Annotated in this window: 15 protein-coding genes and 1 tRNA gene; 5 read left to right on the forward strand and 11 right to left on the reverse strand. The window is 52.6% G+C overall.

Annotated features, from left to right (window positions below):
- The 4 genes from BA066_00005 to BA066_00020 all read right to left on the reverse strand — a co-directional run.
- Positions 1-418: V-type ATP synthase subunit A (locus BA066_00005; GenBank protein ID RDD54173.1), on the reverse strand; the 418-nt coding region annotated here is incomplete at its 3' end.
- The gene (locus BA066_00010) at positions 419-1,051 is read right to left on the reverse strand and encodes a hypothetical protein (GenBank protein RDD54174.1); all 633 of its coding nucleotides are present in this window, start codon (positions 1,049-1,051) and stop codon (positions 419-421) included.
- Positions 1,044-1,340 carry a hypothetical protein gene (locus BA066_00015; protein ID RDD54175.1) on the reverse strand — a complete coding sequence of 99 codons (297 nt, stop codon included), beginning with the start codon at positions 1,338-1,340 and terminating at the stop codon, positions 1,044-1,046. The genes BA066_00010 and BA066_00015 overlap by 8 nt, the downstream gene beginning before the upstream one ends.
- An 11-nt stretch (positions 1,341-1,351) precedes the next feature.
- Positions 1,352-1,696 (reverse strand): hypothetical protein, encoded by a 345-nt coding sequence (locus tag BA066_00020; GenBank protein ID RDD54176.1) that lies wholly within the window; start codon positions 1,694-1,696, stop codon positions 1,352-1,354.
- 65 nt (positions 1,697-1,761) lie between these two features.
- On the opposite strand from BA066_00020, the gene BA066_00025 reads away from it, so the two are divergent.
- Both BA066_00025 and BA066_00030 read left to right on the forward strand, forming a co-directional pair.
- Positions 1,762-1,847 (forward strand) — tRNA-Leu (locus BA066_00025).
- 91 nt (positions 1,848-1,938) lie between these two features.
- Entirely contained in the window at positions 1,939-2,520 is a 582-nt protein-coding gene (locus BA066_00030) for a CYTH domain-containing protein (GenBank protein ID RDD54177.1), read from the forward strand.
- Here the strand turns inward: BA066_00030 and BA066_00035 are convergent.
- Positions 2,485-3,801, reverse strand: coding sequence for an amidohydrolase (locus BA066_00035; protein ID RDD54178.1), 1,317 nt, complete (start codon positions 3,799-3,801; stop codon positions 2,485-2,487). The genes BA066_00030 and BA066_00035 overlap by 36 nt on opposite strands.
- A 66-nt stretch (positions 3,802-3,867) precedes the next feature.
- Between BA066_00035 and BA066_00040 the strand changes: the two genes are divergently transcribed.
- A complete protein-coding gene (locus tag BA066_00040) occupies positions 3,868-5,430 on the forward strand; it encodes a hypothetical protein (GenBank protein RDD54179.1) in 1,563 nt (520 codons plus the stop codon).
- Here the strand turns inward: BA066_00040 and BA066_00045 are convergent.
- The 4 genes from BA066_00045 to BA066_00060 form a co-directional block, all read right to left on the reverse strand.
- Entirely contained in the window at positions 5,375-6,262 is an 888-nt protein-coding gene (locus BA066_00045; protein RDD54180.1) for a 3-methyl-2-oxobutanoate dehydrogenase subunit beta, read from the reverse strand. The genes BA066_00040 and BA066_00045 overlap by 56 nt on opposite strands.
- Positions 6,259-7,488 carry a pyruvate ferredoxin oxidoreductase gene (gene porA / locus BA066_00050; GenBank protein RDD54181.1) on the reverse strand — a complete coding sequence of 410 codons (1,230 nt, stop codon included), beginning with the start codon at positions 7,486-7,488 and terminating at the stop codon, positions 6,259-6,261. The genes BA066_00045 and porA overlap by 4 nt, the downstream gene beginning before the upstream one ends.
- 2 nt (positions 7,489-7,490) lie before the next feature.
- Entirely contained in the window at positions 7,491-7,754 is a 264-nt protein-coding gene (locus BA066_00055) for a 4Fe-4S dicluster domain-containing protein (protein ID RDD54182.1), read from the reverse strand.
- Positions 7,755-7,857: 103 nt separating this feature from the next.
- Positions 7,858-8,112 carry a hypothetical protein gene (locus tag BA066_00060; protein ID RDD54183.1) on the reverse strand — a complete coding sequence of 85 codons (255 nt, stop codon included), beginning with the start codon at positions 8,110-8,112 and terminating at the stop codon, positions 7,858-7,860.
- A 246-nt stretch (positions 8,113-8,358) separates the two neighbouring features.
- On the opposite strand from BA066_00060, the gene speB reads away from it, so the two are divergent.
- Complete coding sequence (gene speB, locus BA066_00065) at positions 8,359-9,237, forward strand: agmatinase (protein RDD54184.1); 879 nt, start codon at positions 8,359-8,361, stop codon at positions 9,235-9,237.
- Positions 9,238-9,307: 70 nt separating this feature from the next.
- Positions 9,308-9,601: a hypothetical protein gene (locus BA066_00070; protein RDD54185.1), complete on the forward strand. Its 294-nt coding sequence runs from the start codon at positions 9,308-9,310 to the stop codon at positions 9,599-9,601.
- Positions 9,602-9,775: 174 nt separating this feature from the next.
- Here BA066_00070 and BA066_00075 read toward each other — a convergent pair whose 3' ends face one another.
- The gene (locus tag BA066_00075) at positions 9,776-10,870 is read right to left on the reverse strand and encodes an HflX family GTPase (protein RDD54186.1); all 1,095 of its coding nucleotides are present in this window, start codon (positions 10,868-10,870) and stop codon (positions 9,776-9,778) included.
- Positions 10,871-10,907: 37 nt separating this feature from the next.
- Positions 10,908-12,242, reverse strand: a complete 1,335-nt coding sequence (locus tag BA066_00080; protein RDD54187.1) for a UbiD family decarboxylase — start codon at positions 12,240-12,242, stop codon at positions 10,908-10,910.
- Between the last annotated feature and the right edge of the window lie 105 nt (positions 12,243-12,347).

Genomic DNA, 12,347 nt, shown 5'->3' on the forward strand with positions numbered 1-12,347 from the left:
CACCCGATTGAACGAGATCTCCCCTCACCACCTCAGGAACCCAGTGCCACCTCCTGTCCCTAGGTAGTGTTGGGGATTTTATGCCCCTGGTTATGAAAGGTCCGCCTGCCCTCTCAGCTATAACCTCGAGAGGTCTCCCGAGCCCGTCCAAAACCTGCCCTAGGAGTCCAGGTCCCAGCTCAGCTGACAGAGGCTCCCCCGTCCTCTCCACGGGCTCACCGGCCTTCAAGCCCCCCGTGGGTTCGTAAACTTGTATGATAGCTCTGTCACCCTCTATCCTCACGATCTCCCCTATTAGCCTTTCCTCCCCGATGTAGACCACTTCCCTTATCTTGGAACCTCTCATTCCCTCAGCAATGACGACGGGACCCTTAATGTGGACTATAACTCCCCTCCCGACATAGGCCTGTTCGAGCATCTAAATCCCCCCGAAGATCCTCTCGACCAAGTAAGGCATCTTCCTCTCCAAATAGCTCCTAAGCCTTCCGTCGAAGGTATTGTAGTACCTTCTCTCATCGCTCGAATCCTTAACGACAACCCCGCCTATTATGGGCAATCCCTTAGGGTCGACCCTGGCTTTAATACCCTCCCTCTCCAGCTCTTCGGAGATGCTCACTAAGATCTCTCTATCCCTCTCCCTGCCGGCTAGGTGTACTTCCCTATCACCCAGGGCTCTCACCCCCTCCACGACGTACCTCCTCAGTATCTCGTGGTAATCGAAGTTTGGATCCTCCCCATTTGCTATCCTCTGGAGTCTCTCTCGAACGGACCCAATCAAGTAGTCAAGCACCTCCTTCTTCGCCCTCAGTATCATCTGGTTCGCTTCAACTTCCGCGGCGCTTCTCCTTCTGGCGATCTCATCCTTCATTTCTCTCTCCAATCTCTCCCTCCTGCTCCTGATTATGCGCTCGGCTTCCTTTCTGGCCGACTCCACTATCTCATCAGCTCTCCTCCGGGCCTCTCTCATTATGGCCTCGGCCCTGTCCTCGGCCACCTTCAGTATGGCCCTGACTATGGCCTCCGAGTCCCTGGTCTCAACAAGCTCACTCACCGAAAATCACCTCCCTGAGCACCTCATCAATCATGCGTTCAACTCTCTCCATGGCTGTTCTTCTCAAATCCTCAGCCTTTCTGGCAGCCTCCTTAAGAATTCTATCCTCCTCAGCGTTTAACTCTTGCATTAGAGCAACCTCTATAGGGCTTTTCCTAGCCTCCTCAACTATGCGTTTCGCTTCCTCCTCAGCGAGCTCGATCATCCTCTTAGCCTCAGCCTCGGCGTTCTCCACTATCTTGGCAGCCTCCTTCTCGGCTTCTATTATGGCTTCAACCAACCTCGGCATGGCATCGCCCCCTAAAACCTTAATTCCTCAGTACCCAGGGCCTTAGCCAGTAGGGAAGATAACTCCTTCAATCTGATCCCCCTGCATCCCTCCATATCTGGGACTACGGCAAAAACAGGACTGACTTTTCCCCTTCTCAGGAGATCCTCCCTATAATCCCTTATCTCCTCAGCCACCCTTTCGTTAACGAAAACGACGTGCGGGAGCTCACCCTCATTATCCTTGAAGAACCTTATGAGAGCACTCCTGCCCTTAAGAACCTTAGCGGAGATCCCTATCATTTCGAATCCGAGAGCTAGGAGCTCATCATCCGTTACGGCGATCGGTGAGCTTGATATTTTCCCCCTAACGGTCATCGACCGCACCGGCTCATCGTGGCGAGGAAAAATATAAAAAGCCTTCACCGTTGGCCGCTCGGGGGGCGGGGGTGGCCGAGCCGGACGAAGGCGGCGGACTTAAGATCCGCTGGGCGCGAGGCCCTCGTGGGTTCAAATCCCACCCCCCGCATCCCATTGACTTTAAAAAGCTTTTCATAGTACGGGCCTGCTATGACGAGAGATTTTTATTGGTGCGGTCCACAGACCGATAGGTGCGCCGATTGACCCTCGAGAGGGAGGTCAAGCTGAGAATATCTCATTCCGCTTTCATGAGGGCCCTCAGATCTGCCGGGATGACGTACGAGCTCAAGAGCTCCACATCACAGGAGGATCTATACCTAGATTTCGATGACTGCAGGCTCATGCTCAGCGACTCAGTCCTGAGGATCAGGTCATCCGGTGATGGTGTCTGGATCACCTACAAAGGTCCCAGGCACTTTGAGGGTGGGGAGAAGGTTAGGGAGGAGCTGGAGGCCCTTGTGGGAAGCGAAGAATGTCAGACGATATTAGGAAAACTTGGGATCTCTGAGAGATGTCCTAAAGATCTGGAGAGACTTCTAGGGGTCCTCAATGAACTCGGAATTAAAGAAAGGGTCAGAGTGAGGAAGAGGAGAAGGGAGCTGAGGATCAATGGAATGGAGCTGAGGGTTTACTTGGATGATGTGGAGCATCTCGGGGAATTCGTCGAGGTGGAGGGGGAGGGCTCAATGAAACTGGTTAGAATGCTGGGGATGAACTGCAGAGTTGTAATTCCAAGCTACGCTGATCTAATACACGCTGTGATGGGATCTAGAGACTCCTGATCTCTCCAGAAGATCCATGGAACTCCTTTCAGCCTCCTCGTATATTCCCTCCTCATCTCTTACCGTGAGTAACCCGTCCCTGAGGAGCAGATTCCCCTTGACGATCACGTACCTCACATCGGTGGATCTGGCTGAGTAAACTATGTTCGAGATCACGGAGTGAAGGGGATTCCACCACGGGACCTTGGTGCTGAGGAGCACGATATCGGCCTCATACCCCTCCTGTATTCTCCCCACCTTCCAAGGGAGATGGCTGGCTGGAATCACCGTGGCCATGTCGAGGACCAGCTGAGCCTGCATCACAGTAGGATCCATCCTTCTGACCTTATGGATCAGAGCTGCGATTTTCATAGTCTCGAACATGTCCAAAGTATTGTTGCTAGCGGCTCCATCAGTCCCCAGGGCTACCTTGATCCCCCTCTCCAAGAGCTCAGGAACAGGGGAGATTCCGGAGGATAGCTTCAGATTGCTAACCGGATTGTGAGAGACAAGGGATCCGGAATTCAATATAAGCGGTATCTCGTCTTCCCTAGGCCATACCAAGTGGGCCAGGACAGTTTTCCTCCCGAGAACACCTGTTTCATGGAGCAACTTGACTGGAGTGCTACCATACTTCTCGCTAACCTCCTTGACTTCACCTTCGGTCTCGGATGCATGTATCTGTATCCAGGATCCCGATTCGGCTCTACTGGAGATTTCAGAGAGACCCCTTGGCGATACAGTGTACGGTGCATGAGGGCCGTAGCATGGCAGTATGAGGGGGTCCCCAGCCCATCTCCTAACGAAGGAATCGGCCACCTTGAGGCATTCATCGAAGTCCTTACACTCAGGTGTTCCGAAGTCTAATATGGCGGACGCGAGAACACCCCTAACACCGAAACTCTTGAAGACATCGGCTATTGTCTCCTCGAAGAAGTACATGTCGAATATCGTCGTTGTCCCCGTCCTCACGGACTCGAGTAGCCCTAGCTCGGTGCCAGCCCTCACGTGATGGGGCCTCAGGTTCGCCTCCATTGGCCATATCTTCTCCGTCAACCATTCCCTCAGAGGCATGTCATCGGCCACTCCCCTGAAGAGTGTCATGGGTATATGTGTGTGAGTGTTTATCAGGCCTGGAATTGCGATCATTCCCCTACCGTCTATGACTTCATCAGCTGCTGTAGAAAAATTCCCAATCCTCTCAATGACTCCATCCTTGATCAATATGTCCTTGTCTCTTAGGATCCTTCTCTCGCTGTCCTGAGTCACTAGGTAGCTAACATTCCTTATCAGGATCTCCATGCAGACCCCTTCCTCTCGAGATCGATTCACTTAAATAGGCTTTCAGCTGGGATGCCCGACGATAGCATGAGGAAATGCCTCGCGGTCATTGTGCTGATAATGCTGCTCCCGGTCCCCAGCTTCGTGGCGGCGCAGGGAGGAGGATTATACACATACACATACATCGTCAGGGAGACGGGCTGGATAGATATAACGACCAGATTCGAGTCCAATGGATCCGGGGCCAGTTGGGTCCTCGTTCCCAAGTTCCAGAAATACTCGATCAGGGTGCTTTCCGGATCCATTCAGGATTACAGGTTGATAGAGAACACGAGCTACTACTTCTACTCCAACTACACATTCTCATACTCACCGGGAACCGTTCTGGAGATCAACTGGAGTTACAGGTTTGGGGCCCTCATAGTGGAGCCAAATGGAGCGTTCTTCTCAACGCAAATAGCGTTCAGCCGTAAGGATGATGCGCTGATCTTAGTGAGGCTACCCTCTGAGTACTCGGTGCAGGGGGTGGAGCCTGAGGGCTACGCCCTAGAGAGGGGAGAGGGATACACGGATGTGAAGTACTACCTTGACGGCTCGAAGAACAACACGATGAGGGTCCTGATCTCCTTCAGGACCAAGGAGGGGACCATGGAGGAGATGAGCGTGGGAAAGCTCACCATAATCTACCCCAAGAGGTACGAGGATTTCGCCTACAATATAACCAGGTATTACGAGAGAGCGCTCCCAATGATTCAAAACATAACCTCCATTAGGGATGAAATACCAATAAAGGTGAACTTATTCGTGCCTGAGAAGATGGAAGACATAACGACTCAGGGCTACACTGGTCTCAGGTACACCTCGGACATAATAACGCAGGGTGAGATCAATCTAAACATGATGCTAGCTAGAATGGCCGAATACGAGCTCCCCCTCACCCTGATACATGAGCTCCTTCACCAATACATGCAGGTGGCCGGACTGGGCATAGGGGTGAGGTGGATGCATGAGGGCCTGGCTCAGTACCTCAGCTCTGTGATAGTGAGGGAGCTCGGGATCAATCCGCCGGAGGAGCCCGACAGCGAGACCATTAACCTGGTTATGACCACCACTGGTGGTGACTTCAGCTTCCTGCTTGATTGGAGGGGAGGAGGTCTCCCTGGGGACCCATCCCTCTACTACACGGCCAGCCTGATGATAGTCAAGGACCTGGCAGACAGGTACGGTGGTTACGGTGTTTACAGGAGGCTCTTCGAGGAGATGGTGAGGGATAGAGCCACGGTGAACTCCCCAGAGGAGTTGCTTAAGTACCTGAACAGGGCAGTGGGGAAAGACGTCTCCGGATTCTTCAAATCGTATGGGATCATGATCTCCGAAAATCCGCAGCAATCCAGCCTTTTGAAGGCGGCCTGGACATACGTGAGACAGACCTCGTGGATGAACCCGTTCAGCGGATACGCTGAGAGGCTGCTGGAGGAGGGCTCGGAGAGGTCTGCCGTATCTGCGATATACCTGACTTTGATGGGGGTCCTGATCGAGGCGCTCGCGCTGGCCGTACTCCTCTGGACCTTATTCAATGTTACTGGTAAAAAATTTAGAAAATTCTCTCAAGTTTCTCAAGATTTACAAGAAAATTCCATTTCTCCATAACCAATTTCTCCATCTCCTCGATATCCTCATCGCTCAGGGATTCAAACCTCCTCTGCATCCTTATGAACTCCCTGAGGGGCTTCTTCCTCGGCTTCACAGTTATCCTCAGCTTACCCTCCTCTATCTCATATAGGGGCCAGAAATAGGTGTCAACAGCAAGCTTCCCTACCTCAGCTGTCTTGTTGACCGGGAAATCCCAGCCTGGGGGGCAAGGGGAGAATATGTGTATGTACTTGAATCCCCTGATCTTCCTCGCCTTCTCCAATTTATTGGCGAGATCGAAGGGATATCCCACGCTGGCTGTCGCAACATAAGGCACTCTATGTGCAGCGACTATCATAGGCATGTCCTTAGGCATCTCCTGCTTACCCGTCGGGGTCGTCTTAGTTATGGCCTTCATGGGGGTGGCGCCGGACCTCTGTATCCCGGTGTTCATGTAGGCCTCATTATCGTAGCATATATAGATGATGTTTTCCCCTCTCTCCGCGGCCCCCGAGAGCGCTTGTAGCCCTATGTCAACGGTGCCTCCATCACCAGCCCAAACAACGACATTTACATCCTTCCCCATGAACTTATAGGCCCTCTGAACTCCTGAAGCCGCCGCGGCTGCTGCTGCGAAGGCGAAATTGAGTATTGGCGCCGATATGGCGCTTCTAGGATAGGGTGACTGAATTATGCTGAAGCAGCATGCGGGGATGACGTAGACGGTGTTGGGCCCGAGGATCCTAGAGGCTATCCTGAACGCTATAGTCGCCCCGCATCCCGGACAAGCAGCAGAACCAGGGAGGTAGGAACTCTCCCTTTTCCTCAGATCATGTATCGTTATGCTCACGATATCACCTCCTCAGCCAGCTCGACCCTCTGATACTCCGGCTTCAGTTTGTACCAGTAGTAGGGCCTCTTCAGCCTGCCGGTGGATATCCTGCCGATGGCGTCCTTGGTCATCATTATCAAGTCGTTGTAAGTGATATCCCTTCCCCCAAGTCCGGCTATATAATTGACCACCGGAGGAGCCCCTGAGATATCGTAAAGCGATGATCTGACCTCATTTCCCATAGGGCCACCTGAGCTGAAGGATATGCTCCTGTCTATCACGATGACACCCTTCCTTCCTTGAAGACTCTCCCTGAGATCCCGGTGTGGGAAGGGTCTGAATGATCTGAGCTTAAGGAGACCCACGCGCATTCCCTCGTCCCTCATGATATCGATGGCCACCTCGGCCTCCGAGGCAAGTGTGGCCGATGTTAGGAGCACGTAATCGGCGTCACTCAATCTATACTTCATCACGGCTCCGCCATGATACCTTCCGAACCTTTCGGAGAACTCCTCAGCGACATCCTCCATAATCTCCAGGGCCCTCCTCATGGAGAGATCTATGGACCATCTCATCTCCTGATACTCTTCGTCCGGGAGCACCAGGTTTCCGAAGCTTATCGGTTCCGAGGGATCAAGTAGCCAGTGTCTCGGCCTGTAAGGTGGGAGGAACTCGTCAACCTCCTCCTGCCTGGGGATCTTGACCGGCATGAAGGTGTGGCTCAGGACGAAGGCGTCCAGGCATACCATGAAGGGAAGCATCACATCTGGGTGCTCGGCAACCTTGTACATCATGATTATGGTATCCAGCACCTCTTGATTTGATGATACATAGATCTGCAGCCAGCCGGTATCCCTCTGAGACATCGCATCTTGATGATCAACGTGGATGTTCCAAGGGGGACCCAGCGCCCTGTTTATCACGGCCATGCCAACTGGGACCCTAGAACCTGCAGCCCAGTGGAGGACCTCAGCCATGTAGAGCAGCCCTTGACTTGAGGTCGCCGTGAAGGTCCTGGCTCCGGCCGCAGCGGCGCCTATCACGGCCGCCATCGCGCTGTGCTCGCTCTCTACCCTTATGTATTCGGCGTTCATGTAACCGGACTCTATGAAGGACGCCAGGTACTCAACCACGGTCGTCTGGGGAGTTATCGGGTACGCCGCAACCACGCTGACCCTGGCGAGCTTGGCGGCCAGGGCGGCGGCATGATTTCCGGTTATTATATCCCATTCTCCCTCGACCATGCTCACTCCCTCACCATCTCTATCGCCTTGGCTGGACACACGTCCGCGCAGACACCGCAGCCCTTGCAGTAGGAGAGGTCTATCGCTGGAAATCCGCTCTGATCCTCATAGATAACCTCCTCTGGGCAATAAAGCCAGCAGATCCAACACTTGATGCATTTTCCCTCATCTATCACCGGTTTCTCGATTCTCCACAGACCTGTCTCTCCAGAAGCCCCTCTCCTTGGTTTGGAGACGGGGATCAGGATGGGTACCTCTAGCTCCATGAATTGGCACCTTTCGTTTAAGGGAAGCACTCCCAGATAAACCTAATCATCCCACCGATACGGTGGGACACCTCGGGGGTCAAAAGAATGAGGGATAGGGGGATCAATAGGCCCCCGCACCGCTTCTCGTGGGTCTCCTCTCCACTACCTCCTCCTTCACAACGAGTTTCCTTCCCTCGAACTGCAGCTGAAGGGTCTCGCCGGCCAAGGCGCCGGGTTTCACGCTCACCTCTATGGGTTGCTCATCCCTCATCGGGTAATAGACCTTCCAGACATTGGCCCTGAGACCGGGTCTCTTCTCCTCCAAGAACTCGAGGATTCGGTCGGTCATGGGGACACCCACTCTCCTGGACACCATACTGACCACCTCGCATGCTGTCCGCTATGTATGGGGACTAGTCCCTACGGCCGTCACAATATAAAAACGTGACTGGGATGCCCTCGCGAGACGTCACGCGGTTCTTATGAGAAAATATATCAAAATTTATCCCGGATCAATGTAAATTTTGTTTCTAATGATTCGCTGGGTGATTCCATCGAGGATTGATCGCTCGCGATAGCGGGGATTTATCTGATTCAGGTGCTGGGCGTGAGGGGGATTGGCATGAACTGGCTCACGGTGCCGTTCTCCTTCCTCGCATCTAGGAGCTCCTATGAGGAATCCAGATACGTCCTGCTTTGTGTTCCATATGATTCGACTGAAAGTTGGGCTACTGGGACGAGATTCGGTCCGGCAGCCATAATAGAAGCTTCTAGGTATATGGATGATTATGACATCGAGCTAGATTCTCACACCAGCGAGCTAGGAATCTTCACAATATTCGAGCTGTCCGTCTTGGGGAAGCCTGAGGACTGGATGATGAATGTGGTGGAGACCTCCGTAAGGAGGCTACTATCCGACGGCAAGATACCGGTGATACTGGGCGGGGAGCACACGGTCTCACTCCCGACCCTGATGGCGTTGAGGGAGGAGGTGGAGCATGTGGTGATATTCGATGCCCACCCAGATCTCTATGATGAGTACGGAGGGAGAAAGATCTCTCATGCGACTGTTTGCAGGAGGATGAGTGAGTTGGTGGGGGAAATCACCATAATAGGGGTGAGGACTATGAGCATGGAGGAGAAGGAGTTCCTGAATGGGTCGGATGGGATAAGCGTGATCTACGCGGATGAAGTCCATGAGGGGAGCCTGGAGAACCTAGACAACCTGAGCGGCAAGAAGCTCTACCTGAGCATGGATCTGGACGTGCTGGATCCTCCTCAAGTTCCCTGCATCGGTAACCCGGAGCCGGGAGGCCTTAACTACTTTGAGGTCATCAAGATCGTCAGGAAAGTGATGGAGTTGGGCGACGTGATGGGTATGGACTTCGTGGAATTCTCCCCTTGCCCTGCCATGAGATCAGATGCTTATCTGGTGGCTAGGCTCGTCCAGAAGGCCATAGGGTATCATTCTTCTCACCTTAGGAACAAGGAGCTCCGCTAGCAATCCTATCATCAGTATCTCAATCCAGGCCTTTATGATTATCCCGTAAATTATGACGTCTGTTATCCAGATGGATAGCTGGGGGGCGAAGACCGGGATCCACAGCTTGAAGGTGGCCCAGGTGAAGGCGCTTTCCGGGATGTACCCTATCGTCATTGCTATGAAAGGTCTGTGTTTCCTCTTAGCCAAAGTTCCCGCGAAGAGACCGGTCATCGCTTTTCCCGGGAATATAAGGGACCCCGTTAGGGGACCCAAGCTACCTAGAAGTCCGAACCTGATGAACGGCACCACGGAGACGAGGAAACCTACTGCGGTGGCCCATGTGGGTCCGAGCGAGAAGGCCGCGATGGCGGTAGCCACATGAGATAGATCAACCGCTATCTGCGGATGTATATTCCCGAGAAACACCGATATTAAAGCCAAAACATTTCCAAGAGCTCCCAATAACGCGGATAATGCCACCTTACCGCTGACGGTTCTGCCCATGGGAACCCTCCTAACACTAGTTTCCAAAAATAAAAAGATTTCTATTATGAAACTATCTCATGATCTCGAGCTCCCTGACCAAGGCATCCACGAGCTCCCTCAGACCCGTGCCTTTCATGGCCGAAACAGGAATTATAGGTACGCTATCCCCTAATATGTCCCTTATAAAATCAACTCTTCTTCTCAAATCGGGCTCATCTACGAGATCTGCCTTATTTGCTGCTACGAGGATGCTATCCTCACCCTTGCCGAGATCCCTCAGGATCCTCATGCTCTCGATCAGCTTTATCTTTAATAACTCTTCCCTATCAGATACATCTAAGACTAAAATTTGCTTACTAGAGTACTTTATATCTAAAAGATTTAGCTTAAAAGAGGCGATCAATTTAGGATCCAGGTCCATAACGAAGCCTATCGTGTCCACCAGATAGATGTTTTCACCTCTGATCCCGGCGTACTTGCTCGACAGCGTGGTGAACGGTCTATCGCTCACGGGCTTCTCGAGCCCGGTCAGCGCATTGAATATGCTGGTCTTGCCGGCGTTGTAGTATCCGGTGAGAACAACTATGCTAGCTCCATCCCCAAGTCTCTTGAGTATCTCTAACTCCCTCTGCTGGCTCAATCTCTCTATCTTATCCCTAAGTATCTTGATCCTCTTCTGAAGCGCTCTTATCTGCTTGTGATAAGCGTACTCACCCCCACCCCTGAAACCGGCTCTCATCTTCTTGTATTTTATCGAGGCCGAGAGTTTAACGTACGGGAAAAGCTTCTCGAGGGATGCAAGTTCTATCTGCAACTTCGAGAGTATATCGCTGGCTGCCTCCCTGAATATCATGAGTGTAACGTCATATCTATCGGCCACCTCGACACCGAGGGCTCTCTCCAAGTTCCACTTCTGCTTACTCGTGATGTTATTGTATATGACAAAGAGATCCGGATTCAGCTTCTTTACCTTCTCCCTTATTTCATCCACCTTCCCCTTGCCAAAAACGAAATCCACGGATTCCTTCTCCCTGACTTGGACGACCCTCTCGATCACTCTATAACCTAGGGCGTTGAGCAGGGACTCAAGCTCCCTCATCCTGATCTTGAAGAGGTGATGGTCGTGCACATCCGTCTTCACCATTCCGGTCATTACCCTCAACATTTCCTCCCTTCCTTGGCTCAGCCATCACCGAAGATATTTAACGGTTACTCGTGCAGTAGGGGTTCCTGGGGATCTCCACGAGCTCCTTGGGCCCCTTCACAGTGGCATCTATTATCATCTTCCCTTGGGGTAGTCTCAGGATCCTCCTCTCCCCATCGAAGACGATCTCCCTCAGGTTGCTGTGATCGAGTGAGGATCCCCTTATCCCGCTTATCATCTTATAATCATCAGGTATATGTGCCCTCTGGACGACGGCTCTCATCACCTCGACGTAGTTCGTCACATCAACGTCCTCATCGACTATGATGACCCTCTTCAGGCTCTTATGCGCAGAGATCGCCATAAGTCCGGCTAAAGTGGGCTGATCCTCATGAGTCTTCCTTATCGCCACCGCGGCCTCCACCCAACCGGCTCCTGCTGGAGTCATGGCCACGTCTACGACCTCGGCGACCTCTGACACCCTCTCTTCGATCAAGGGCTCGACCGGAAGTCCCATCAGGATCTGGTGTTCCATGCCGGCCGGCAGGATGGCTTGGTATATCGGCTCCTCCCTAGTGTAAATGGATTCCACCGTTAGAACTGGTTGCATCCTCACGATATCCTTCCCGAGTATCTCATAAAAGGGCCCCTCCGGCGCTAGATCACCCGGCTTTATTCTACCGCATATCACTATCTCGGCGTCCGAAGGAGCCCAGGCATCCAGCTCCTCGCATCTCGAGATCTCAACGGGTTCTCCGAGGATGCCCCCTGCTACGGAAAGCTTATCTCTATCCTCAGCGGGCATCGCAGACGCCACCAGCACCTCAGGTGGATTACCTATGGAGACGGCGACCTCAAGATCTCTCCCTAACTTCGAGAACTTCTCAATAGTTCTGCTGAGCTTTCTTCCCTCTACGGCTCTCAAGACAAGTCTGTTCTCTGATATTGGAAGCATCCTATGGTAGGAGGAGGAGAACTTGCTTCCATCCTTGAATATCACTATCGATGCTGTCATGTAGGGACCCGGCTCCCCCAAATAGTGCCTCAGGACGGGCAGGTCCTTGAGAGTTAGGTCGGTCCTCCTCCACTTGGGTTCGGCCTCAATTGGATCTCTTCCATCATTCAATGATCTCCTCATCCTCTCCTTCAGCTCTCTAATGGAGCTCAATCCCATGGCGGCCACTAGGGTCTCTCTGGAAGTGGCAAACCCCCCGAAGACCCCGAATGAGGAAGCCCTTCCATCCCTAAGCAAGGTTCTCCTGACGAGCACCGCCTTCCTACCATCTAACTTGATCAGATGGGAGGCTATCTCATACTCCACGGAGAGGGGTCCATCGAAAACCTCCAGGAGGCCCTTCTCACTCAAAAGCCTTATGGAGTCCCTTAGCTCCATGAGAATCCCTTAATCTGAAGATCTAAAAGGACTTAAAGCATATGGGCATGAGAACTTCGAATGAGTTTCTTAGGAAAAATCCCTCTTGAGTTCCGTCCATCGCCT

It is taken from the genome of Candidatus Korarchaeota archaeon NZ13-K, from assembly GCA_003344655.1.
Classification (GTDB): Archaea; Korarchaeota; Korarchaeia; order Korarchaeales; family Korarchaeaceae; genus Korarchaeum.